We start from the raw sequence: 24244 nt of genomic DNA, 5'->3' as shown, positions 1-24244 counted from the left end.
GACGTACAGTCACGAAATGTGACCCCAGTCATCACGCTCCTCACCGACTATGGGCTCGAGGATGGTTATGTGGCGGCCTGTCATGGTGTGATCGCCGGGATCGCGCCCGAAGCGCGGGTGATCGACGTCTGCCACTTGATCCCCGCGGGCGACGTACGGCGCGGCGCGGCGGTTCTCGCCCAGACCATCCCTTACCTCCCTCAAGGCATCCACATCGGCGCGGTCGATCCCGGTGCCGGGGGCGCCAGGCGGGCGGTGGCCGTGGAGGCGGGCGGGCGGGTGTTCATCGGCCCGGACAACGGGCTGCTGTCGTGGGCCGTGCACGCCAGCGGCGGCGCGCGGGCGGCGTACGAGATCAGCAACGCCGATCACTTCCTGCACCCTGTCTCGCCGACCTTTCACGGGCGCGACGTGTTCTCGCCGGTCGCGGGGCGGCTGTGCGGGGGGCTGAGCCCGGCCGAGCTGGGGCCCGAGGTGCCGACGGCCAGGCTGGTCTCGCTGCCCGAGCCTACCTCGCTGCTGCGTGAGGGCTCGGTGGAGGGTGAGGTCGTCTCGGTCGACCGGTACGGCAACACGCAGCTCTCGATCGCGGCCGGCGACCTCCAGGCGCTGGGCGTCCAGGTGGGCGACACGCTGGGGGTGTGGCTGGGGCGACGGCAGCTCGCCCTGCCGTACCGGGAGACGTACGCGGCGGTGCCGCCGGGGGAGCTGGTGGCGTTCGCGGACTCGGCGGGGCTGATCGCGATCGCGGTGAACTCGGGTGACGCGGCGCAGCGGCTGGGGCTCCCGCCTGGGGCACATGTGCGACTTTCCCCCACTCCATAGGCGGAAAGCCGCAGATCCGTAATTACTCCGCGTATCGGGCTGTTTACCGAAGCGTCGGATTGACCGCGCACTCGCATGTCAGAATGCATGGGCAGATCGGAGGTCCCTCCCCTTCCGTTCGAGGTCGCCGTGTTCCACCTGTCCGTTGTGCTGCTCTCCCTCGTCTCCGCGATCTGGCCCACCCCCTCTCCCCCCGTCTCCGAGCGCTGGCACGCCTGGCCGGTCGTGCGGGTGTTCCCCGGCTCGGTGCCCGGCCACAGCCCGTCGGGGGCCAGGGTCACGTACCTGCTGGCCGGGGTCGCCCCCGAGGCGCCCTGCCTGATCGCCTTCCAGCCCGCCGCCGTCCGGCCCGGCTGCCGCGTCGCCCTGCGCGCCACGTACGCCGACAGCACCCAGACCTTCGTCGTCACCGTCGGCATCGCCGTGCTCGACGCGCCCGGAACCGGCCACGACGGCTCCGGGCGGCCCGCCACCGTGCGGCCCGCGGCCTTCCCCGGCGGGCCCGCCGAGCGCTTCGGCGACCGCCAGTACTTCGCCGGGACGGTCGTCGGGTCCGGGGAGCGTTACCTGGTGGCGACGGCCGCCGGGTACAGCGACGGGCGGGCCTACCAGCCGGGCGACCACCTCGTGCCGCGGCTGCGCGACGCCGCGCGGCAGCTCGCGACGGCGTTGCACCAGGTGCTGACCCGATGAGACGGCTCGCGCTGCCCGTCCTGATCGCCGGCCTGATGACCGGCGCGAGCGGGCTGATGACCGCCGCCGCCACCCGGGCCGACGACGGCGGCGAGACCGCGCGCCCGGACGACGTGGCCACGGCGGCGCGGGCCGGGCAGTGGCAGCTCGGCGCGCTGCGGCTGCCCGAGGCGTGGCGGACGAGCAGGGGCGAGGGCGTGCTGGTGGCCGTCCTCGACACGGGTGTGAACGCTCACCACCCCGACCTGCGCGGCGCCGTCGTCCCGGGCCCGGACCTGACCGGCACCGAGGGCCACGAGCGCGAGGCCGCGTGGGGGCCGCACGGCACCGCGATGGCCAGCCTGATCGCCGGGCGCGGGCACGGCGACGGCCGCAAGGGCGGCGTCCTGGGGGTGGCGCCCGCCGCCGCGGTCATGTCGATCAGGGTGACGCTGGAGAACGGCGACCCGCTGCGCGGCAGGCAGCGCCCCGGCTGGCGCGACGCGCTGGCCAAGGGCATCAGGTACGCCGCCGACCACGGCGCCGACGTGATCAGCATGTCGCTCGGCGGCGGCAGCGGCGCCTGGGAGGGGTCGGCGGCCGAGGAGGAGGCCGTCCAGTACGCGATCGGCAAGGGCGCCGTGCTCGTGGCCTCGTCGGGCAACGACGGCCAGGCCGGCAACAGGAAGAACTTCCCCGCCGCCTACCCCGGGGTGATCGCGGTGGGCGCGGTGGACCGGCGGCTCAAGGTGACCGCCTTCTCCAACAAGCAGGACTACGTGTCGGTGGTCGCCCCCGGCACGGAGATCGTCACGGCCGACGGCGGCGACTCGTACGTGGTCGGCGACGGCACCAGCTCGGCCGCCGCCATGGTCGCCGGCATCGCGGCCCTGATCAGGTCGGCGCATCCGGGCCTGTCGCCGTACCACGTGCGGATGGCCGTCGAGCTGGGCACCAGGAAGCGGCCCTCCGACGGCTACAGCCCCGCCTACGGGCACGGCGTGGCCAACGCGCTGCTCGCCCTGCGTGAGGCCGCCAGGCTGGACGTGCCGGCGTCGGGGGCGCCCCGGCCGGGCCCGTACTTCGGGGCGGGGCCGGCGCCGGGCTCCAGGGTGCCGGTGGTGACGGGCATGGTGGTGCTGGCGGTCCTGATGTCGGCGCGCGTGGTGCTGCGGCAGGGCGGCCGCAGGCGGGAGCCCAGCACCTGAGGCCGCTGGGGCCAGGGGGATTCAACCTAGCAAGCGCTTGTGTGATACTCCGGCTATGACGTACGCCATCGACGGCTGGTTCGCCCACTCCCCCGAGGACGGCGCCCGCCTCCTCGGCACCAGGTGCACCGCCTGCGGCACGGTCTGCTTCCCGCCCAGGCGCGGCTCGTGCCCCAACCCGCGCTGCCCGGGCACGGACATGGAGGCGCTGCCGCTGCCCAGGCGCGGCCGGGTCTGGTCGTACACGAACGCCTGCTACCCGCCGCCCGCCCCCTACGTGGCGGCCGAGCCGTACGAGCCGGTCACGCTGGCCGCCGTCGAGCTCGACGAGGTCGGCATCGTGGTGCTCGGCCAGGTCAAGGGGCTGACCGTGGACCAGCTGGAGGTGGGGATGGAGCTGGAGCTGACGTCGGGCCCGCTGGCCGACGGCCCGCTGGTGTGGATGTGGGGGCGGGCCTCATGAGCGCGGTGGCGGTGCTGGGCACGGGCATGCACCCGTGGGGCAAGTGGGGCCGGCCCTTCCTGGAGTACGGCGTCGCGGCCGCCCGCGCGGCCCTGCGGGACGCCGGCCTGGAGTGGACCGACGTGCAGTACGTGGTCGGCGCCGACACGATCAGGAACGGCTACCCGGGCTTCGTCTCCGGCGCCTCCTACGCCAGGGAGCTGGGCTGGTCCGGCGCCAGGGTCGCCTCCTGCTACGCGGCGTGCGCGTCCGGGGCGCAGGCGCTGGACATCGCGCGGGCCAGGATCCTAGCGGGGCTGTGCGAGGTGGCGCTGGTGATCGGCGCCGACGCGGCCCCCAAGGGCTTCTTCAAGCCGGTGGGCGGCGACCGTCCCGACGACCCCGACTGGCTGCGCTTCCGCCTCCTGGGCGCCACGAACCCCGCCTACTTCGCCCTCTACGCCCGCCGCCGCATGGCGCTGCACGGCTCGACGCCGGCCGACTTCGCCGCCGTGAAGGTCAAGAACGCGCTGGCCGGCTCGCTCAACCCGATGGCCCGCTACCGCAAGCGCGTCACCGCCGAGGAGGTGCTGGCCTCGCCGATGGTGGCCGACCCGCTGCGCCTCATGGACATCTGCGCCACCTCGGACGGGGGCGCGGCGGTGGTGCTGGCCTCGCAGGAGTTCGCCCGCCGCCGTGGCGCCCCGTTCGTCCGCCTGGCGGCCGTCTCCACGGTCACGCCCGTCTTCCCGAACACGGTGCTGGAGCTGCCGGACTTCGCCACCGACTCCACCGCGGCCGTGCCCGCGCCTGAGAGGCCCTTCAGGGCGGCGATCGCGCACGCGGCCTACGAGGAGGCCGGGGTCGGCCCGGAGGACGTCTCGCTGGCCGAGGTGTACGACCTGTCCACGGCGCTGGAGCTGGACTGGATGGAGGACCTGGGCCTGTGCCCGCCGGGCGGGGCGGAGAAGCTGCTGCGCGACGGCCGGACGGCGCTGGGCGGCAGCATCCCGGTGAATCCGTCGGGCGGCCTGGCCTCGTTCGGCGAGGCGATCCCCGCCCAGGCGATCGCCCAGCTCGTCGAGCTGACGACGCAGCTCAGAGGCAGAGCGGGCGCCCGCCAGACGGCGGACGCCCGCGTCGGCCTGGCCGCCAACCAGGGCCTGTTCGGCCACGGGTCGGCGATCATCGCCACGGTATGAGCCGCGGTATGAACCCGGTATGAGCCGCGGTGCGAGCCGCGTCAGCCCACGTGCACCACGTCGTGCGTCTCGGCGAAGTGGCACGCGCTCTCGTGGCTCGTGCCCGGGCGGATCTGCAGGAGGGGCTCCTCCTGCGCGCAGATCTCCTGGGCCTTCCAGCACCGCGTACGGAAGCGGCACCCGCTGGGCGGGTTCGCCGGGGACGGCGGGTCACCCTGGAGGATGATCCGCTCGCGCTGCTCCCGCCCCTCGGGGTCCGGCACCGGCACCGCCGACAGCAGCGCCTGCGTGTACGGGTGCGCGGGCCGGTCGTAGATCTCCGTGTCCTTGCCCAGCTCCACGAACTTGCCGAGGTACATCACGCCGACCCGGTCGGAGATGTGGCGCACCACCGACAGGTCGTGGGCGATGAAGATGTAGGCCAGGTTGAACTCGTTCTGCAGCCGCTCCAGCAGGTTGATCACCTGCGCCTGGATCGACACGTCGAGCGCGGAGACCGGCTCGTCGCAGACGATGATCTCCGGCTGCAGCGCCAGCCCGCGCGCGATGCCGATGCGCTGCCGCTGGCCGCCGGAGAACTGGTGCGGGTAGCGGTTGATGTGGTCGGGGTTGAGCCCGACCACCTCCAGCAGCTCCTGCACCTTCTTGCGCCGGTCGCCCTTGGGGGCGACCTCCGTGTGGATCTCGTACGGCTCGCCGATGATGTCGCCGACGGTCATCCGGGGGTTCAGCGAGGTGTACGGGTCCTGCATCACCATCTGGATGTTGCGGCGCATGCGCTTGAGCTCGCCGCCCCTGGCCTTGGCGATGTCCCGGCCGTTGATCTTCACCGAGCCCGAGGTGGGCCGTTCGAGCGCCATCAGCACCTTGGCGAGCGTGGACTTGCCGCAGCCCGACTCGCCCACGATGCCCAGCGTCTCGCCCTTGTTCAGGTCGAACGAGACGCCGTCCACGGCCTTGATGGCGCCGATCTGCTTCTTGAAGAGGATCCCCTGGGTCAGCGGGAAGTGCTTGACCAGGTCACGCACTTCCAGGATGCGCTCACTGCTGGTCGCCATCGAGGACCTCCCTCCAGTAGTGGCAGGCGCTGCCGCGCGTGCCGCTGATCTCGTAGAGCGGGGGGACGTCGGTCACGCAGTTGTCCTGCCGGTACGGGCACCGCGGGTGGAACGAGCAGCCCGTCGGAAGGTCCAGCAGGTTCGGCGGCAGGCCCTTGATCGCGTACAGGTCCTGGCCCTTCTGGTCGACCCTGGGGATCGAGTCCAGCAGGCCCTTGGTGTACGGGTGCGCCGGCGCCTTGTAGATGTCGTACACGGGCGCCTGCTCGACGATGCGTCCCGCGTACATGACCGCGATCTTGTCGGCCACGTCGGCCACGACGCCGAGGTCGTGGGTGATGAGGATCAGGCCCATCTGGCTCTCGCGCTGCAGCTCGGCCAGCAGTTCCATGATCTGCGCCTGGACGGTGACGTCCAGGGCCGTGGTCGGCTCGTCCGCGATCAGCACTTCGGGGTCCAGCGCGATCGACATGGCGATCATGATGCGCTGGCGCATGCCCCCGGAGAACTGGTGCGGGTAGTCGTTGACGCGCTGCCTGGCGGCCGGGATGCGGACCCGGTCCATCAGCTCGACGGCCTTCTTCATGGCGTCGGACTTCGACATGCCCCGGTGCACCCGGAACATCTCGCTGATCTGCCAGCCCACGGTGAAGACGGGGTTGAGCGCGGACAGCGCGTCCTGGAAGATCATCGCGATGCGCTGGCCGCGCACCTGGGTGCGGGCCTCCTCCGACAGCTTGAGCAGGTCGGTGCCGCGGAAGCGGATCTGCCCCTTGGGGATGACCGCCGGCGGCATGTCGAGGATGCCCATGATGGCCTGCGCCGTCACAGACTTGCCCGACCCCGACTCGCCCAGCACCGCGAGCGTCTCGCCGGGCCCGACCGTGTAGCTCACGCCGTTGACGGCGCGCACGGTGCCGGCCCGCGTGTGGAACTCCACGTGCAGGTCGTCGACCGCCAGCAACGGCTCGTCGCCCAGCCCTCCCTCGGCGGGCAACACGTTGGTGGACGTCTTCTTCACTGAGCCCCCTCCTACCTGAGCTTCGGGTCGAGCGCGTCGCGCACGGCGTCGCCCAGCATGATGAACGCGAGCACGGTCAGGCTCAGGAACACCGCGGGGAACACCAGGGGCAGCGGTGCCTCCAGGAACCTGTTGCGCGCGTCGGCGATCATCAGGCCCCATGAGATGTCCGGCGACTGCACGCCGACGCCCAGGAACGACAGCGCGGCCTCGGCCGCGATGAAGGTGCCCAGGTTGATCGTGGCCACGACGATGACCGGCGCGAGGGAGTTCGGCAGCAGGTGGCGGAACATGATCCGGCCCGCTCCCGCGCCCAGCGCCCTGGCGGCGACCACGAAGTCCTGGCTCTTCGCCGTGATCACCGCGGCCCGCATGATGCGGAACACCATCGGCCAGCCGAGCACCGTCAGGGCCACGATGACCAGGAAGATGCTGTTGGCCCTGCCGCGGAAGGTGGCCGCGATCAGCAGCGCGCCGAGGATCGAGGGGATGGCGAAGAAGATCTCCGTGACCCGCGAGGCGAGCGTGTCGACCACGCCGCCGCGGAAGCCGGCGATGATGCCGAGCAGGCCGCCGATGATCGTGGTCATGAGCGTGGTGAGCACGCCGATCACGATCGAGTTGCGGGCGCCGTAGATCGTCCTGGCGAAGACGTCGCAGCCCAGGTTGTCGCGCCCGAACAGGTGGCCGGCGCTCGGCGCCTGCCGCGCCGTGGACAGGTCACAGGTCCTGGCGTTGTACGGGTCGATGCCGCTGAACAGCGACGGCCAGAACGACATGACGAGCAGGATCACGATGATGATCACCGAGATGATGAACATCGGCCTGCGCCTCAGGTCGTACCAGGCGTCGGTCCACAGGCTCGCGGGCTTGCCGCTCTTGGTCGTGGTGCCCTTGCGTTCCGGCGCCGGGGCCGGCACCGTGTCCGGGACCAGCGTCTGCGTCTCCGGGAGTCCCGGCCCGCCCGGCGGCGTTGGGTTACTCATAGCGGATCCTCGGGTCGAGCACGGCGTACAACAGGTCGACGACCAGGTTGGCCAGAATGTAGATCAGCACCAGCACCGTGATGGTGCCCACCACGACCGGTTGCTCACGCAGGTAGACCGACGTGAAGAGCTGATTGCCGATTCCCGGCAGGTTGAAGATCGTCTCGGTGATCACCGCGCCGCCCATGAGGTTGCCGAGGTCGGCGCCCAGATAGGTGATGAGCGGGATCAGGGCGTTGCGCAGACCGTGCCTGCCGATGACGCGCCGCCTGGACAGGCCCTTGGCCGTGGCCGTGCGGATGTAGTCGGCTCGCAGGGTCTCCACCAGGCTCGTCCTGGTGAGCCTGGTCAGGTACGCGACGGACACCCCGGCCAGCACGAAGCCCGGCAGCAGGTAGCTGCGCAGGCCCGCGAACGTGCCCGCCACGGGGAAGATGTCCAGCCCGGTCCACTGCTTGAGCTTCACGCCCAGCACCAGCTGCAGCACGAAGCCCGTCACCAGCGTGGGGATCGAGATCAGCAGCAGCGTCGAGGCCAGGATCATGGTGTCGGTGGCCTTGCCGCGGCGCAGCGCCGCCCACAGGCCGAGGCCGACGCCGAGGATCGCCTCCATGATCAGCGCGGTCAGTGCCAGGTTCAGCGTGACCTGGAACTTGCCCGCGAGGATCTCCGAGACCGGCACCTGGGCGAAGTTGACGCCGAAGTCGCCGCGGAACAGCACGCCGCTGATGTAGTACCAGTACTGCAGGAGCAGCGGGTCGTTGAGGTGATACTGCTCGCGCAGGACCTCGGCCACGGCCGCGTCCGGGCGCTTGTCTCCGAACAGTGCCGCGACGGGATCTCCGGGCAGTGCGAAGACGATACAGAAGATGAGTAGCGTGGCGCCGATCAGGACGGGTATCGCCTGGATCAGTCGCCTGATGACATATCGGCCCATTTCCAGCCCTCCGGTACACACTTGGAGGCAGCCTCTCGGAATCCGTGATTTACCCGGCCCGAGTGGCTGCCTCCAAGCTCAGTCCTCCGACGGGCGGACGGCAAGTGCCGTCCGCCCAGACGAATGACGTCAGGCCTTCTCGACGTCCGCCCAGTTGATCTGGTTGAGCAGGTTGAGCTTGACGTTCTTGACCTTGGTCGAGTGCCCGAAGTTGCTCCGGTAGAAGTAAACCGGGATGTAAGGAAGCTCCTTGATGAGGATGTCGTCGGCCTGCTGGTAGAGCTTCAGGCCCTCGGCCGCGTCCGTGGCCTGGTCGCCCTTGGCCACCAGCTCGTCGAAGTCCTTGTTGGAGTACCCACCGTAGTTCGAGCCGGTGCCGATGGCGCCGGTGCCGAAGATCGGGGTCAGGTAGTTCTCAGGAGACGGGTAGTCGATGGACCAGCCCATGCGGAACAGGCCCTTGTACTCCTTGGCGTCCAGCGCGTCCAGGATGCCCTGGAACTTCTCGAACGGCTTCGGCGTGACCTCGATGCCGAGGTTGGCGCGAAGGTTGTTCGCGACGGCCTCGATCCACTCCTTGTGGCCGCCGTCGGCGTTGTAGCCGAGCTCGATGCTCTTGGGGCCGCCGGCGCTCTCGTACAGCTTCTTGGCCTCGGCCGGGTTGTACGTGCACGCGGTGCACGCGCCCTGGCGGTAGCCGGGGATGGCCGGGTTGATGAAGTCGTCGGCCGGGGAGCGGGTGCCGGAGAAGACGGTGTCCGCGATGGTCTTCCTGTCGATGGCCATCGAGATGGCCTTGCGCACGTCGACGTTCTGGAAGTCCTTGTTGTACTTCAGCGGGACGCCGATGTAGCCGATGGAGGCGTCGGGCTCGTCGAAGTACCGGTCACCGAGCACCTGCTTGGCCGTGGAGATGGCCGTGGCGGGCAGCGAGTCGTGGATGTCCAGGTTCTCGGCCTGGAGGTCGTTCCACGCGGTCTCGGAGCTGGTGTAGATCTTGAACTGCAGCTTCGTCCAGCCGGCGGGCTTCTTGCCGGGGAACTTGTCGTAGACCGACATCTCGATCGTCTGGTCGGTGCCCTTCTTGTAGGGCTTGTCGACCTTGAACATCCCCTGGCCGATCGGCTTCTCGCCGTAGGCCTGGCTGAGCTTGCCGTCGGCGCCGATCGCGGAGGCGGGCAGCGGGTAGAACGCGGTGTAGCCCAGCATGGTCTTGAACTGCGAGAACGGCGCGGAGAGCGTGACCTCGAGCGTGGAGTCGTCCACGACCTTGAGGCCCTTCATCTCCTTGGCCGTCGGCGTCTTGCCCTCACCCGGGTGCACGTCGTTGTAGCCCTCGACGCGCCCGAAGAAGTAGGACGAGCTCATGGCGTTGTCCTGGAGAGCGGCGAAGTTCCACGCGCGGGCGTAGTCCTCGGCCTTCACCGGAGTGCCGTCGTGCCACGTGTACCCCGACTTCAGCTTGATCGTCCAGACCTTGCTGTCCGTCGTGGTGATGGACTCGGCGGCCTCCTCGACCGGCTGCTTGTTCTCGTCGTAACGCACGAGCGGCGAGAACACCGCGGCGAGCACCTCGGCACCTTCGGTCTCCGTGGTGTCCTGCGGGAAGAGCAGCTTCTGGGGCTCACCGACTTCCATGCGGACCGGCGTTTCACCGCCCGCGGCAGTGCCACCGTTGTCCGAGGCACCGCCGCCACACGCGGCAACCGCGAGGGCGAGCAGCGCGGTACCGGCGACGATCCGTGCGCCCTTAGTAACACGCATGGTGAAAGAAATCCTCCCTCTACAGGTGGGCGCCAAGCGCTGAGCTGCGGTGATCGTGAGCAGCCTGACGGGGGGTTCCTGGTATCCCCCCGGATTTGGCTGACATGGTCAAACCAGCCGACGCCCTGCCAGTCGATCGCGACTATCCCTCACTACTTGCCACCAGCGAGTCTCTGGCGCGTTGCAGTTCGGTCACACGTGTGCCAATCCAACGTCACAGACAATAAGCCCCAAGCGGAGCAAACGGTACAAATCCACCTCAAGGGGCAGGGCCTGGACATGAACAGTCGATGAAAAATACCCCCTACACGACAGTGCTCGTGCCTCCGCCACCACGCCCCGGCTCGCTGGGCTACGGTTGAGCAGGTCTTGACGACGCCTTGGAACCCAGCGTCCGAAGACTCCGTCCAACAGTCTGTCCAACTGTCCGTCGTCAACCCGTACGACAGGCACCCCACCGACCGGGATCCAATAGAGTCCTTGCCATGAGCCAGCCGGAATCCGCTGTCGCGGACGCCCAGGCGGGCGGCCGAAGCGGGCAGGAGCCGCTGGCCAAGCTCGCCAAGAGATACGGGCTTCGCCGTGCCATCGCGCGGCCGAGGTTCCCTGTCTACCTGCGCCTGCTGTGGCAGCGCCGACACTTCATCCTGACGTACGCGACCTCGCGCAACGTCACGAAATACTCCAGCTCGGCACTCGGCCAGCTGTGGCAGGTGCTGACGCCGCTGCTCAACGCCGGCATCTACTTCGTGATGTTCGGGGTCATCCTGGGCGGCGGCAAGGGCATCCAGAACTACCCCGCGTTCCTGCTCACGGGGATGTTCATCTTCACCTACACGCAGCGCACGGTGACCGCGGGCGCGAAGTCGATCTCCGGCAACCTGTCGATGATCCGGGCCCTGCACTTCCCCAGGGCCTCGCTCCCGCTCGCGTACACCATCCAGGAGCTCCAGCAGCTGGCCATCTCCATGGGCGTCCTGCTGGTCCTCGTGGCCGCCACCGGCGAGTGGCCCACCTGGTACTGGCTCATGATCCCGGTGGTGCTCCTGCTGCAGACGCTCTTCAACGTCGGCGCCGGCCTGGTGGTCGCCCGGCTCGGCGCCCAGATGCGCGACCTCAACCAGCTCCTGCCGTTCATCACCCGCACCTGGCTCTACGCCTCCGGCGTGTTCTTCTCCATCCAGGCCAAGGTGGTGGGCGCCGCGGGGCTGCCCCAGTGGGTGGCCGACGTGATGTATCTCAACCCGGCCGCCTCCTACATCGAGTGGATGCGCGAGATTCTCATCCCGAGCTACAACACCACCTATGGGCACCACCCGCCGACGATGGTGTTGGTGTCTTGCGTATTCTGGGCGGTGTTCGCACTCGGCTTCGGCTTCTGGTACTTCTGGCGGTCCGAGGAGAGGTACGGGCGTGGCTGAACTGACCAAGGAGCTGTCACAGGTGAAGGGCGACAAGCCCGCCGACCCCGGCAAGGATGTGAGAGTGCATCCCAACCCGGAGCCCCCGGGCAAGCGGCCCCTCGACGTCCCCACAGGCACTCCCACCGTCATCGTCGACGATCTCCACATCGTCTACCGCGTCTACGGGGCCGCCTCGGAGGCCGAGAAGGGCAACGCGGTCAACGCCCTCACGCGCATCCTCAGGCGCCAGGGGCGGCCGCAGATGAAGGAGGTCCACGCCGTCAAGGGCGTGACCTTCGTGGCCTACCACGGCGACGCCATCGGCATCGTGGGGCGCAACGGCTCGGGCAAGTCCACGCTGCTGCGCGCCATCGCGGGCCTGCTGCCCCCGCACAAGGGCGCCGTCTACACCGACGGCCAGCCCTCGCTGCTCGGCGTCAACGCGGCCCTCATGCGCGAGCTGACCGGCGAGCGCAACATCGTCCTCGGCTGCTACGCCATGGGCATGACGCCCGCCGAGGTCAAGGAGAAGTACCAGGAGATCGTCGACTTCTCCGGCATCGACGAGTTCGTCCAGCTGCCGATGTCCACCTACTCCTCCGGCATGGGCGCCCGCCTGCGCTTCGCCATCTCCTCCGCCAAGACCCACGACGTCCTGCTCATCGACGAGGCGCTGGCGACGGGCGACCGGGAGTTCAGGAAGAAGAGCGAGGAGCGCATCCGGCAGATCCGCGAGTCGGCCGGCACGGTGTTCCTGGTCGCGCACGACCTGCGGGTGATCGAGCAGACGTGCAACCGGGTGATCTGGCTGCACAAGGGCAAGATCAAGATGGACGGCGACCCCAAGGAAGTCATCGCCGCCTACAACAAGGGCTGATCGCCGGTCGCATCTCTTGCGACCGGCCTTTTGCTTCCTCTCCCCCGCGCGTCGCTCCCCCGCCGTCCCGGGCTTCCACCCATCCTTTACGCGCTGCCGTGGCCCGCCACCCGCCGCACTCCGGCTGACGGCCCTCCAGGGAAACGGCCTCTGACCCTTCAGTGGTGACCCGCCGCTACGCGAGCCCGCCTTGACCGTCGAGGTGGGCGTCGGCACCCATTCGGTCAGGTGTGCGAAACGCCCGGCGACTGGAGGGGTAAAAGACTGACACCGAGCCTGCCGTTCCGATAGGATTCGAACGTCAATTCGATCCGGGGAACGGTGATGGAGTGGGGGCGCGCGATGGGAGAGCTTGCGGCCGCGATCGACCACCTGGCCATCGAGGACGTGGCCGAGATTCCTAGGATGCAGCTCGCCGAGCAGCTTCTCGAGTTGCACTGGCAGATGGCCCGGCTGCAGGCCCAGATCGCCCGCCGCACCGGCGTCCGCCTCCCCTGAGACCCGCCCGCAGCGCCCTGGAGGGCCGCCTGAGGCGTTGGAGCCCGAGAGGGCCGTCCCACCCCTTCCTGGGGCCACTCAGGCACCGCAAGGCCCTACAGGAGCCCGCCGTCGAGTGCCGGGGGCTGTCCGGGCGACGCTTCTACCCTCGGTGTCCGGGCAACGCTTCTACCCCGCGGACGGTCAAGTGGGCGCGCGTCACGGCGGCCGGCCACGTGGCGGTCAGCGGGCGTATTCCTGGAGGCCATCAGCCACGTGCGGCGGGTGGCGGTGACCTCGGCCGTGCCGTGAAGTATGGGTGGGGTTGTGGGCGAGCAGGCGAGAAAAGACCCGCCACAAGAAAGGCCCGCCGCCGGAAAGATCCTCCGTCGGAAAGACCGCCGGAAAACCCCCGGAAAGAAGGGCGCCACCGGCCCCGGGGTGGGGCCGGTGGCGCTGTGGGGCGTGGCGCCGCTGCCCTGCAGTGGCGGCGCCATGTGCGCCCCGAGGCGAGGGCGCGTCCGCCCAGGCCCGACTTGAGCCCGCCCCCTACGTGGCGGCGGACTCGTAACCTACGCGCGCCAGTGCCGCGGGCGCCCGGCACCTAAAGGGCGCCCGCGCGGCCTGCCGCATCGGTGCGACGGCGTCCCCGTCGAAGGGACCCCGGCCCGGAGACCACGCCAGTGCGACCTGGAGGTCCCGCGGTGCGCGTGGACCTCCGGGCCCTGGCCGGATCAGGGGAAACCCAGACCTCTAGCGAAGAGGGCCCAGATCAGGGGATCCCCCGACCTCAGGTGGAGCAACGGCCGATGAGGCCCGTCGGAGGGCGTGTCCCGGTCGATGGGGTTCGCCGTCAGGGGACTGCTGGGGCGAGCGAGCCGGCCGCCCGCGTCACCACCAGGCCGGTGCCCGGGTGTCGGCACCTAGGACACCCGCGAACCGTCCTGGCCGGTGTCTTGGGAGGCCGCGCTCGTCAGCGCCTCCATCACGGCCCAGTCGCGAACCTGGGGGTCGCGTCCAGGAGCCGCGTCCGGTCACGAACCTGGAGGTCATGGCCCGGGTCACCGTCCCGGAAGCCGCGCCTAGCCGCGCATCAGGGAGTGCCCGGCCATGAGCTCAGGTGTGTCCAGCCGCGTTTCTAGGAGTGCCTGGTCGCGAGCCCAGTGCGGCGACTAGTCGCGGGCCGCGCTGCCCCGTACCGAGCTCGTCAGCGCGTCGGTGGTCCAGCCGAGGGCGGTGATCAGGTCGCCGTAGGCGCCGGCGGTCTGCACGCCGCGGCCTTCGACGAAGGCGGAGGTGTCCTCCACCAGCGGGGCCAGCTCGTCCATCGAGGCGGCCTGGGTGGTGCCGGGCAGCGCCTGGACGACCGGCGCCATCTCGGCGGGCGTCACCTGGCCGATCGCCGGGGCGAGCTGGCGGCCCGCGGTGTGCGGGAGCGCGCGCCACGTGGCTTCCGTGACCCCGCCCAGGAGGGCGTCGGCGGAGAAGTTGCCGAGGCCCTGGGAGCTGCTCGCCATGGTCTTGGTCGTGGCGGCGCCGCCGGAGACGGGCAGCAGGTTGGTGCCGCTCAGGGAGCTGACCGCGCTCTCGAAGGACGAGCCGACCGTGCCGGCCATCGCGCCGCCCAGGACGTCGCCCTGGGCCTGCTTGCCGCCCTTGACCGAGGGCATCGCCATGCGGGAGGCGCCCAGAAGGGGCAGGGACTCGGTCAGGCCGCCGCCGCCGAGCGGGACGCTGCTGAGGCTGCTGACGATGGGCGACAGCTCGGGCAGCGGGCCGCCGTCGGCGGTGACGTCCTCGGCCGCGTTGGCCGTGGTGCCGTCGCTCTCCGCCTGGTTCTCGCTGGCGATGTCACGCTCGACCTCGGACATCTGGCCGCCCGACGCGGCGCCGGACTTGGCGCCGCCGCCGAGGGCGCCGAGCAGGCCGCCCCCGCCGCCGACGAGGCTGCTGAGCAGCCCGCCGAGCGGGTCGGCGCCGGCAATGGTGCCTCCGCCCAGGCCGTCGATCGGAACGTACCTGGCGGTGTTGTATTGGACTTCCGCCTGTGCCGGCACGGCCATCGCCGCCGCCGCCAAGCCGAATGCTGTGACGGCCAGCGCCGCCTTGACTACTCGATTCATGATTGCCTTCCCGGCTCGTGATCGATCGCTCTCGAATGCGGTGGAAATGCGAATCGATAACCCCCGTATGCCGTTGCGGACGCGCTATGGGCACCACACGAAGCGTGTCGCTACGGCTGAGCTACGCAAGCAGTTCTATCACTCGGCTTGATCGGCCGCAGGCGCATGAATCCCCATGTAGCAGGGGTTTGCAGCCCGGTTACCGAGTAAAGGGGGAGTGTTGAGCGGCGGCACAAAACGGGAAATAGGCGGGTCTTGTTTCCGATATTGTGCGCGACTCGCCGGTGCACGTAAGAGGGCCCCGGCAGTCCGTGAACAAAGGGTCGCGAAAACAAATGTTCACAGGCCGGGGCCCGGAAATTCTCCGGTCGCGGTGGACGCGCGCGGCCGGGTCAGACGGTCAGGAGGGCGTCCGCCGCCTCGAACGGGAAACGTTCGGCGAAGGCCGGGCGCAGGTCCGTCAGCCACACGGCGGACGGGTCGTAGCGCGCGAAGAACGGCCGCCCCACGAGCGAGGGGTCTCGGGCCTGGATGAAGTGGAGCACGAACACCTGCTCCCCGGCGACTTCCATGACGCCGTCCACGCACACCTTGCCCGGCGTGGCCGACATGGAGGGCCCGCGCACCGTGCGGCAGAGCCCGGACACGGCGGAGTACGCGTCCCGGAAGATCTCGTACGCGCGCGCCAGCGGGACCGCGAAGTAGTCCTGGGGCCCGGTGTCGCGCTCGACGAACATGTAGTAGGGGATCAACCCCATTCTGAGCTGGCGCCGCCACATGCCCGACCACACGGCGGGGTCGTCGTTGATGGATCTGATGAGCGGCGCCTGGGTCCTGATCGTGGCGCCGCTGCCGAGGATGCGTTGGACGGCCGACTCGACGAGCGGGGATTCCAGCTCGCGCGGGTGCGAGAAGTGGGCCATGAACGCGAGGTTCTTGCCCGCCTTGACGACCTGCTCGAACAGGCGGAGCGTGTCGTCGGCGTCGGGATCGGTGGTGAAGCGCTGCGGCCAGTAGGCCAGCGCCTTGGTGCCGATCCTGATGGATTCGAGCTGGTCGAGCTCCAGCAGCGGCTCGATGTAGCGCCTGATCACCGGCTCGCCCATGATCATGGCGTCGCCGCCGGTGATCAGCACGCTGGTGACCTCGGGATGCCGGCGGATGTAGCCGGCCATCTGCTCGATGTCGTCGGAGGCGAACTTGAGGTCCGCGTCGCCGACGAACTGCGCCCACCGGAAGCAGTAGGTGCAGTAGGCGTGACAGGTCTGCCCCTGCTTGGGAAAGATCAGCACGGTTTCCGGATATTTGTGCTGCATGCCGGGGACGGGCTCGTCCCCGATCTTGGGGACGTTCAGCTCCTTCTGGCCGGCGGGATGCGGGTTGAGCTGTGCGCGTACGCGGTTGGCCTCGGCCTGGATCTCGGCGTTCGGCGCCTCCGCCTTCAGCAGGTCGGCCAGCCTGGCCACGTCTGCCGCGGGCAGCATGTCCTCCTGTGGGAAGACAAGTCGGTACATGGGGTCGTCGGGCGCGGCCGACCAATCTATGAGTTCATCGACGACATAGGCGTTCGTCCGGAAGGGCAGCACCGTGGCGACGGCGCGCACCTTGAGCCGCTCGTCGTCCCCCAGCCCCGCGCGCTGCAGGAGCTGGTCGAGGTGCTTGGACGTGTACGCCCGGAAACGTCGCGTGCCTGCTTGGTTCAAGATCACTAGGCCGTTCCCATCTTTTTTGTTCGATCGGGTGTAAACCTCACGACCCTGTCGCGCGTCTACGGTTCTTAATACCCGGACGCGCCCGCCCGCGTTCGCGGTTCCGCTGGGCTCCAAGTTTTCCTTGAGGTTTGAGGGCACTCGCGACATATCGCGTATGGGCGTACACTGATTTTTCGTGACCGACGATCCGGACCTGCGCGCCTCAGACGCCGACCGCGACCGCGTGGCCGCCGTGCTGGCAGAGGCACTCGCCACGGGAAGACTCACCACCATCGAGCACGCCGACCGCCTCGACGTGGCCTACACGGCCAAGACGATGAGCGAGCTCGTGCCCCTCACCCGGGACCTGCCCCAGGTGTCCGCGTCCGACGTGCCCGCCGCGATCGAGCGGCAGGTGATCAGCTCCAAGTTCAGCAAGGTCGTGCGCAAGGGGCGGTGGGTCGCCTCCCGGCACCTGCGGCTGTCCGCCCGGTTCGGGGCGCTCGTCATCGACCTGTCCGACGCCGTGCTGCCCGGCCGCGAGATCACGATCGAGACCAGCGCGCGGTTCAGCAAGATGATCGTGCGGGTGCCCGAAGACGCCCACGTCATCGACGAGGGCAGCTCCCTGTTCGGCAAGCGGAACGTGACGGCGGGCTCCGAGGTGGACGGGCCGCTGATCCGGCTCACGGGGGCGTCGAAGTTCTCCAAGGTGATCGTCACCCGGGGCAAGGACGACTGGAACCTGCACTAGCCGGTCCTACCCGCCGGTTACCCTGGCACCTGCCTTGCCTGCGTGCGGACGTACCGAGCCCGCGAACCGGCCGAAGCCGTGGCGGCGGGCTCGATGCCGTACGAGGTGAGCAGTGTCCGAGAGCAGGCCAGTGGCGCTCGACGCCATGGGCGGCGACCACGCGCCGCACGAGATCGTGGCCGGGGCCGTGCACGCCGTGCGGGAGCGCGGCCTGCCCGTCGTGCTCGTCGGCTCCCCGCGCGTCCTCTACGAGGCGCTGGCCGACCACGACGCCACCAAAGAGGTGCCGATCGTCCGCGCCGAGGAGGCGCTGGAGATGGACGAGGGCGCGCTGGCCAGCCTGCGCCGCCCCCGCTCCAGCATCGCGATCGCCTGCCACCTCGTCCGCCGCGGCGACGCCTGCGCCGTCGTGTCCGCCGGGTCGACGGCGGGCATCGTGACCACCGGCAGGCTCCGCCTGAAGGGCCAGCAGGGCGTGCTCAGGCCGGCCATCGCCGTGGACCTGCCCACGCTGCCCGCCCCCGCCGTGCTCCTCGACGCGGGCGCGAACGCCGAGGTCAAGCCGGAGATGCTGGTGCAGTTCGCGCACCTCGGAGCCACGTACGCGGAGCTCGCGCACGGCATCACCGACCCCAAGGTCGGCCTGCTCACCATCGGCAGCGAGGCCGAGAAGGGCGACAAGCTGGTCAGGCGCGCGCACGAGCTGCTGCAGGGCTCCCCCGGCATCAACTTCGCCGGCAACGTCGAGGGCCACGACCTGCTGACCGGCAAGGTCGACGTCATCACCACCGACGGTTTCACCGGGAACGTGGCGCTGAAGACCATGGAGGGCGCGGTCCGCTACGCGTTCGCCGAGCTGCGGGAGGCGGTCAGCGAGAGCAGGCTGGCCCGCCTCGGCGCCGCCATGCAGCGCTCGCGCCTGCGCGAGCTGCGCCGCCGCCTCGACCCGGAGGCGCACGGCGGCGCGGTGCTGCTCGGGCTGAACGGCACCGTCGTCATCGCGCACGGCGCGTCCAAGGCGCAGGGCATCAGCGCGGCCTGCCGGCTGGCCGCGGACCTGTCGGCCGCCGGAGTGGTGTCCGCGATCGGCGAACGCATGTCCGCCGGGGGCCGCTCCCACCGGCTGTGGTGACGCGCAGGTCAGGGCCGTCGCGCGGCGGATCTCCTCCTTCAGGAGGTCACGAAGACCCGACTCAAGTACCTCCCCCCGCTTCTCAGGAACCTCTAAGGTGTGAGACCGATCCGCAGAAACGGGGGCTTATGTGGACGGGCTCATCTCGGTGGCCCACGGGCTCACCTCCGAGCAGGTGGCCAAGGCGAAGGCGAACCACATCCCGCGCCGCTCCAGCCGCTCGCTGAGCGCGATCCTCAGGGCGAACGTCTTCACCCTGTTCAACCTCGTCATCGGCGTGCTCTGGGCACTCATCCTGATCTTCGGTGAGTGGCAGGACGGCCTGTTCGGGCTGGTCATCGTGGCCAACGCGCTCATCGGCATCGTCCAGGAGCTACGGGCCAAGCGCACGCTCGACCGCCTCGCCGTGATCAACGAGGCTCCCGTACGCGTGCGCCGCGACGGCGCGGAACGCGAGATCCACCCCCACGAGGTGGTCCTCGGCGACCTCATCCTGCTCGGCCCCGGCGACCGGCTGCTCGTGGACGGTGAGGTCGTGCACTCCGACGGCCTGGAGATCGACGAGTCGCTGCTGACCGGCGAGGCCGACCCCGTGCACAAGCAGCAGGGCGACCAGGTGCTGTCGGGCAGCTTCGCGGTGGCCGGGTCGGGCGCGTTCGTGGCGACGCGGGTCGGCACCGACGCGTACGCGGCGAAGCTGGCCGAGGAGGCCAGCAAGTTCCACCTCGCCCACTCCGAGCTGCGCGCGGGCGTCTCGAACTTCATCAAGTACATCACCTGGCTGGTCATCCCGATCGGCGCCCTGCTGATCTACAGCCAGCTGCACAACTCCGCCGACCTGCGCACCGCCGTCACCGGCGCCGTCGCGGGCATCGTCACCATGATCCCCGAGGGTCTGGTGCTGATGACCTCCATCGCGTTCGCCGTCGGCGTCGTCCGCCTGGGCCGGCGCAAGGTCCTGGTGCAGGAACTGCCCGCGATCGAGGGCCTGGCCAGGGTCGACGTGCTCTGCCTGGACAAGACGGGCACGCTCACCGCGGGCGGGATGGACCTCGGCGAGGTCCTGCCCGTCAGCGACGACCCCGCCGCGGATCAGGCGCTGGCGGCCCTGGCCAACCTGGACGAGCGGCCCAACGCCACCGCCGAGGCCATCAGGGCCCGCCACCCCGCCGCCCCCGAAGGGTGGACGGCCCGCTCGACCGTCCCGTTCTCCTCGGCGCGCAAGTGGAGCGGGGCCGACTTCGGCGAGCACGGCGCCTGGGTGCTGGGTGCCCCCGACGTGCTGCTGAGCGGCGGCGCCTGCCTCGACCAGGCCACCGAGCTGGCCGCCACGGGCACGCGGGTGCTGGCGCTGTGCCGTACCGACTCCTTGCCGGGCACCGAGAGCGGCCAGGCGGAGGTGGAGCCGGTCGCGCTCGTCACGCTCGACCAGCGCGTCCGGCCGGACGCCCGCGAGACGCTCGGGTACTTCGCCAAGCAGGGCGTCACCCTCAAGATCATCTCGGGTGACAACCCGCTGGCGGTCTCCGCCATCGCGACCGGCCTCGGCATCCCCGGCGGCGAGCGCTCCATCGACGCTCGCACCCTCCCCCACGACGACCCCGCCAAGCTCGGCGAGCTGCTCGACACCCACACCGTCTTCGGCCGGGTCAGCCCGCAGCAGAAGCGCGAGTTCGTGGCCGCGCTCCAGGCCCGCGGCCACACCGTGGCCATGACCGGCGACGGCGTCAACGACGTGCTCGCGCTCAAGGACGCCGACCTCGGCATCGCCATGGGCGCGGGCAGCCCCGCCACCAAGGCCGTCGCGCAGGTCGTGCTGCTCGACGACCGGTTCGCCACGCTGCCACACGTCGTGGGCGAGGGCCGGCGGGTGCTGGCCAACATCGAACGGGTCTCCAACCTGTTCCTCACCAAGACGTTCTACGCGATCGTCCTGTCGCTGCTCGTCGGCGTCGCGGGGGTGGCCTTCCCGTTCGCGCCACGGCACTCGACCCTCGTCAACGCCCTCGTCATCGGCATACCGGCGTTCTTCCTCGCGCTGGCGCCCACCCTTGAGCGGTCCAAGCCCGGCTTCGTGCGGCGGGTGCTGCGCTTCGCCGTACCGGCCGGGGTGCTGTGCGCGGCGGCGGTGCTGGTGTCGTTCTGGGCCGCGCACAACGGCGCCGCCAGCCTCCTGGAGAACCAGACGGCGGCCGTGATCACGCTCTTCCTCACCACCTGGTGGGTGCTCGTGCTCATCGCCAGGCCGCTCAACTGGTGGCGGGTGCTGCTCGTCGGGGGCATGGCGGTGCTGTTCGTCATCGGCATGGCGCTGCCGTTCGTCAGGGAGTTCTTCGCCCTCGAGCCGGGCGACCTCGGCAACGACCTGACCGCCGCCGGCATCTCGGTCGTGGCGGCGCTCATGATAAGCGGCGCGGTCAAGCTCGCCGGTACCCTTAGACCATGACCGACCCGCAGATTGTGCTCACCGAGCGCGTCCAGCAGGCGCTGGCCCGCGCGTTCGGCCCCGAGCACGCCGACGCAGACCCGCTGATCCGGCCCTCCCAGTTCGCCGACTTCCAGGCGAACGTCGCGATGAGCCTGGCCAAGCGCCTGCGACGGTCCCCGCGGGAGGTCGCCGAGGCGATCACCGCCGAGCTGTCCGACTTCCCCGGCACGGTCGAGGTCAGCGGCCCCGGCTTCCTCAACATCACGCTCAGCGACGCGTGGGTCGAGTCCGAGGCCCGGCAGATGCTGGCCGACCCGCGCCTCGGCGTCGGCACGGTCACGCCCGCTCAGACCGTCGTGATCGACTACTCCGCGCCGAACGCGGCCAAGGAGATGCACGTCGGCCACCTGCGCACCACGATCGTCGGCGACTCGCTGGCCCGCCTGCACGAGCACCTCGGCAACAAGGTCATCAGGCAAAACCACCTGGGCGACTGGGGCACCCCGTTCGGCATGCTCATCGAGCACCTGCTCGACATCGGCGAGCCGGCCGCGGTCGCGCAGCTGGAGGCCGGCCAGGGCACCGAGTTCTACCAGGCGGCGCGGGCCAAGTTCGACGGCGACGAGGCGTTCAAGACGCGCGCCCGCGCGCGGGTGAGCACCCTGCAGTCGGGCGACCCCGACACGCTGCGCCTGTGGCACGTGTTCATGGACGCCACCGTGCGCTTCTTCAACAAGGTCTACGACGTGCTCGGCGTCACCCTGACCGACGCCGACATCGCCGGCGAGAGCATGTACAACCCCATGCTCCAGAAGACCTGCGACGACCTCGAGGCGTCCGGCACGGCCGTGCTCAGCGAGGGCGCGCTCTGCGTGTTCCCGCCCGGCTTCACCGGCTCCGACGACAAGCCGCTGCCGCTCATCATCAGGAAGAGCGACGGCGGCTACGGCTACGCCACCACCGACATGGCCGCCATCCGCTACCGCGTCCACGACCTCAAGGCCGACCGCATCCTCTACGTCGTGGGCAACGAGCAGGCGCTGCACTTCCAGATGGTGTTCGCCGCCGCCAAGGAGGCCGGCTGGCTGCCCGACACCGTCCAGGCCGAGCACGTGCGCATCGGCATGATGCTGGGCAACGACGGCCGCCGCTTCAAGACCCGCTCCGGCGAGTCCGTCAAGCTGATGGACCTGCTCCAGGAGGCCATCGACCGCGCCGCCAAGCTCATCGAGGACCGCGGCTACGACGAGGCCACCCAGCGGGAGATCGCCCACGCCGTCGGCATGGCCGCCGTGAAGTACGCCGACCTGTCGGTCAGCCACGACAGCGAATACGTCTTCGACCTCGACCGCATGGTGGCCACCACCGGCAACACCGGCCCCTACATGCAGTACGCGACGGCCCGGATCCGCTCGATCTTCCGCCGGGCCGGCATCTCCCCGGCCGACGCCACCGCGCCCATCGTGCTCGCGGCCCCCGCCGAGCGCGCCCTCGGCCTGCACCTGCTGGGCTTCGGCGAGCTCGTCGCCCAGGTCACCGCCGCCTCCGAGCCGCACCGGCTGTGCGCGTTCCTCTTCCAGACGGCCAGCCTGCTGAGCACGTTCTACGAGGAGTGCCCGGTCATCAAGGAAGGCGTCGACCCTCAGACCCGAGACCAGCGGCTCGCCCTGTGCGCGCTGACGTTGCGGGTGCTGGAGACGGGGCTCGACCTTCTGGGCGTCCCTGTCCCCGAGCGCATGTAACAGGCAGTTGGCTCAAAGTCTCCCGTTCCGTCGTGGGCGCGCCTCCACCGGGTTGGCGCGCCCCAACGGCTAGGCTTTACGCGGTCATGAACTGAGGCCGAAATGGGGGAGTTCTCTGCCTTGAGCACGGACCTGACTGCGAGCCCCCAAGCAGCGACCGAATTGCATCGCTACGCCGAGGCGCTGCTGGCGCACCTCGCCGCCAAGGGCACCGCGCCTCCGGCCGCGCCGAGCTTCAGCGACGTACCCGGCTACTGGCTGCCCCCGGCACTCGAAGCGCTCGTCGCCCTCCTGTCCGGCGACGACCCGCTCGAGCCGCTGAGCCGGGCCGCCGGCCGCGACCAGCAACAGACCGCCCTCTTCCTCTGCCTCGCGCTGGCCGTGTCCGGGCAGGGCAGCCGCATCCACGCCTCCTGGCTGGGCACCGCCTTCGGCGAGCTGTCACTCGACCGGCCCGTCTCCCACGGCCAGCGCTCCCTCTGGCTGGCCGCCGCCCGCGGCGCCTACGGGCCCGCCGGCAAGATCTTCGTCCTGCGCAAGCTCGACGCCCTCGCCGTCCAGGAGCACGCCGACCCCGAGCAGTGGGTGCAGGCGCTCGTGCCCGGCGAGCCGTCCGTCGTCGTGCCGCCCTCCCTGGCCGACTTCCCCGAGATGGCCGAGATCCCCGAGCTGGCCCGGCCCTCCGTGGCCGCCGCCCGGCTGGCCCGGCTCCGCGGCCGCTGCGCCGAGATCACCTCCGCCCGGCAGTCGGAGCACGACTCGCCCGCCCCGCTCGACAACAACCCCGCCACCCCGGCGGCAGCCTGGGCCGAGGACGAGCCGCTGGCCGTGCTGCGCACCCTCATCGGCCAGGGCGGGCCCGCCGGGCCCATGGCGTCGCTCAGCTCGTACCTGCTCGACGACCTGCGCCCCGGCGCCGACCCGCACCTCGCCGCGATCGCCCTGCACGTGGCCGCGCCCATCCTGCGCGGCGTGGCGGAGGAGCTGGAGGCCGACAGCCGCCTCGAACCACCCGCCACCCTCACCGTCCCGCTCCTCGGCCACCGCATCCACCTGCGCCCCGAAGGCCCCGACGCCGCCTCCCTCGCCGCCGCCGAGGAGTCCATCCTCACCGAGGGCATGGTGCCGCGCGGCCGGCCATGGGCCGCCCTGGTCCTCATCGTCGCCGGCGTCGCCTGCCTCGCCGGCGCCGCCCTCGGCCCCCACCTGCTCGCCGCCGCCGCCGTCGCCATGATCGGCCTGGCCGGCTGGCAGCTCTGGCAGCGCCGCAAACTCATCGAGGCCGACGCCCGCTACGTCGCCGGGCAGGTCAACGAGCTGAAGGAGCTGGCCGAAGGGGCGGTGTGGGCGCTGCACGCGTACGCACGCGAGTCGGAGACCCGCGCCAAGCAGGCGGCGGAGGACGCCGCCGAACTCACCCGCCTCATCCGCCGCGGCCCCCGCGCCGCCCACTGACCCCAGCCGGGTCGTGCGGGGAGGACGCCACCGGCGAACTCCCCGCA

20 protein-coding genes are annotated in these 24244 nt (G+C 70.4%); 13 read left to right on the top strand and 7 right to left on the bottom strand.

Features of this window, described 5'->3' with window-relative positions; all coding sequences use genetic code 11:
- The first annotated feature begins 18 nt into the window (after positions 1–18).
- From HCN51_RS54620 to HCN51_RS54600, 5 genes are all read left to right on the top strand, one after another.
- Positions 19–825 carry an SAM-dependent chlorinase/fluorinase gene (locus tag HCN51_RS54620; RefSeq protein WP_168021683.1) on the top strand — a complete coding sequence of 269 codons (807 nt, stop codon included), beginning with the start codon at positions 19–21 and terminating at the stop codon, positions 823–825.
- Between the two features lie 87 nt (positions 826–912).
- Positions 913–1518 (top strand): hypothetical protein, encoded by a 606-nt coding sequence (locus tag HCN51_RS54615; protein WP_168021682.1) that lies wholly within the window; start codon positions 913–915, stop codon positions 1516–1518.
- Positions 1515–2705: a S8 family serine peptidase gene (locus HCN51_RS54610; RefSeq protein ID WP_168021681.1), complete on the top strand. Its 1191-nt coding sequence runs from the start codon at positions 1515–1517 to the stop codon at positions 2703–2705. Before HCN51_RS54615 ends, HCN51_RS54610 begins: the two co-directional genes overlap by 4 nt.
- A gap of 55 nt (positions 2706–2760) precedes the next feature.
- Positions 2761–3168, top strand: a complete 408-nt coding sequence (locus HCN51_RS54605; protein ID WP_168021680.1) for a Zn-ribbon domain-containing OB-fold protein — start codon at positions 2761–2763, stop codon at positions 3166–3168.
- A complete protein-coding gene (locus HCN51_RS54600) occupies positions 3165–4349 on the top strand; it encodes a lipid-transfer protein (protein ID WP_168021679.1) in 1185 nt (394 codons plus the stop codon). Before HCN51_RS54605 ends, HCN51_RS54600 begins: the two co-directional genes overlap by 4 nt.
- A 41-nt stretch (positions 4350–4390) precedes the next feature.
- Here HCN51_RS54600 and HCN51_RS54595 read toward each other — a convergent pair whose 3' ends face one another.
- The 5 genes from HCN51_RS54595 to HCN51_RS54575 all read right to left on the bottom strand — a co-directional run bounded on the left by HCN51_RS54595 (position 4391) and on the right by HCN51_RS54575 (position 9989).
- On the bottom strand, positions 4391–5407 hold the full coding sequence (locus HCN51_RS54595; RefSeq protein ID WP_168021678.1) for an ABC transporter ATP-binding protein: 1017 nt from the start codon (positions 5405–5407) through the stop codon (positions 4391–4393).
- Positions 5391–6428 carry an ABC transporter ATP-binding protein gene (locus tag HCN51_RS54590; RefSeq protein WP_080044695.1) on the bottom strand — a complete coding sequence of 346 codons (1038 nt, stop codon included), beginning with the start codon at positions 6426–6428 and terminating at the stop codon, positions 5391–5393. The genes HCN51_RS54595 and HCN51_RS54590 overlap by 17 nt, the downstream gene beginning before the upstream one ends.
- 11 nt (positions 6429–6439) lie before the next feature.
- Positions 6440–7414, bottom strand: a complete 975-nt coding sequence (locus HCN51_RS54585; RefSeq protein ID WP_080044693.1) for an ABC transporter permease — start codon at positions 7412–7414, stop codon at positions 6440–6442.
- Positions 7407–8351, bottom strand: a complete 945-nt coding sequence (locus tag HCN51_RS54580) for an ABC transporter permease (RefSeq protein ID WP_080044688.1) — start codon at positions 8349–8351, stop codon at positions 7407–7409. Before HCN51_RS54580 ends, HCN51_RS54585 begins: the two co-directional genes overlap by 8 nt.
- Positions 8352–8480: 129 nt before the next feature.
- Complete coding sequence (locus HCN51_RS54575) at positions 8481–9989, bottom strand: peptide ABC transporter substrate-binding protein (protein WP_230465752.1); 1509 nt, start codon at positions 9987–9989, stop codon at positions 8481–8483.
- A gap of 611 nt (positions 9990–10600) precedes the next feature.
- Between HCN51_RS54575 and HCN51_RS54570 the strand changes: the two genes are divergently transcribed.
- The 3 genes from HCN51_RS54570 to HCN51_RS54560 all read left to right on the top strand — a co-directional run bounded on the left by HCN51_RS54570 (position 10601) and on the right by HCN51_RS54560 (position 12893).
- On the top strand, positions 10601–11536 hold the full coding sequence (locus HCN51_RS54570; RefSeq protein WP_168021677.1) for an ABC transporter permease: 936 nt from the start codon (positions 10601–10603) through the stop codon (positions 11534–11536).
- Positions 11529–12395 carry an ABC transporter ATP-binding protein gene (locus tag HCN51_RS54565; RefSeq protein ID WP_186404500.1) on the top strand — a complete coding sequence of 289 codons (867 nt, stop codon included), beginning with the start codon at positions 11529–11531 and terminating at the stop codon, positions 12393–12395. Before HCN51_RS54570 ends, HCN51_RS54565 begins: the two co-directional genes overlap by 8 nt.
- Positions 12396–12737: 342 nt before the next feature.
- Positions 12738–12893, top strand: coding sequence for a hypothetical protein (locus tag HCN51_RS54560; protein ID WP_168021673.1), 156 nt, complete (start codon positions 12738–12740; stop codon positions 12891–12893).
- Positions 12894–14044: 1151 nt separating this feature from the next.
- Here the strand turns inward: HCN51_RS54560 and HCN51_RS54555 are convergent.
- Together HCN51_RS54555 and HCN51_RS54550 are read right to left on the bottom strand one after the other, a co-directional pair.
- Positions 14045–14995 (bottom strand): hypothetical protein, encoded by a 951-nt coding sequence (locus HCN51_RS54555; protein ID WP_168021676.1) that lies wholly within the window; start codon positions 14993–14995, stop codon positions 14045–14047.
- 392 nt (positions 14996–15387) lie between these two features.
- Positions 15388–16704 (bottom strand): lysine 2,3-aminomutase, encoded by a 1317-nt coding sequence (locus HCN51_RS54550; protein ID WP_168021675.1) that lies wholly within the window; start codon positions 16702–16704, stop codon positions 15388–15390.
- 178 nt (positions 16705–16882) lie between these two features.
- Here HCN51_RS54550 and HCN51_RS54545 point away from each other — a divergent pair, with 178 nt between their 5' ends.
- The 5 genes from HCN51_RS54545 to HCN51_RS54525 all read left to right on the top strand — a co-directional run bounded on the left by HCN51_RS54545 (position 16883) and on the right by HCN51_RS54525 (position 24197).
- Positions 16883–17440, top strand: coding sequence for a DUF1707 SHOCT-like domain-containing protein (locus tag HCN51_RS54545; protein WP_346434161.1), 558 nt, complete (start codon positions 16883–16885; stop codon positions 17438–17440).
- Between the two features lie 112 nt (positions 17441–17552).
- Positions 17553–18572 carry a phosphate acyltransferase PlsX gene (gene plsX, locus HCN51_RS54540; protein WP_346434160.1) on the top strand — a complete coding sequence of 340 codons (1020 nt, stop codon included), beginning with the start codon at positions 17553–17555 and terminating at the stop codon, positions 18570–18572.
- 130 nt (positions 18573–18702) lie between these two features.
- Positions 18703–21018 (top strand): HAD-IC family P-type ATPase, encoded by a 2316-nt coding sequence (locus tag HCN51_RS54535; protein WP_346434159.1) that lies wholly within the window; start codon positions 18703–18705, stop codon positions 21016–21018.
- Positions 21015–22742 (top strand): arginine--tRNA ligase, encoded by a 1728-nt coding sequence (argS, locus tag HCN51_RS54530; RefSeq protein ID WP_168021674.1) that lies wholly within the window; start codon positions 21015–21017, stop codon positions 22740–22742. The genes HCN51_RS54535 and argS overlap by 4 nt, the downstream gene beginning before the upstream one ends.
- Positions 22743–22862: 120 nt before the next feature.
- Positions 22863–24197 carry a hypothetical protein gene (locus HCN51_RS54525; protein ID WP_240974218.1) on the top strand — a complete coding sequence of 445 codons (1335 nt, stop codon included), beginning with the start codon at positions 22863–22865 and terminating at the stop codon, positions 24195–24197.
- The last annotated feature ends 47 nt before the right edge of the window (positions 24198–24244 follow it).

The sequence above is a fragment of the Nonomuraea composti genome (assembly GCF_012034275.1).
Taxonomy (GTDB): Bacteria; Actinomycetota; Actinomycetes; order Streptosporangiales; family Streptosporangiaceae; genus Nonomuraea; species Nonomuraea composti.
Note: the sequence above shows the minus strand (reverse complement) of the source record. Positions and strands in the feature narration are given on the sequence as shown.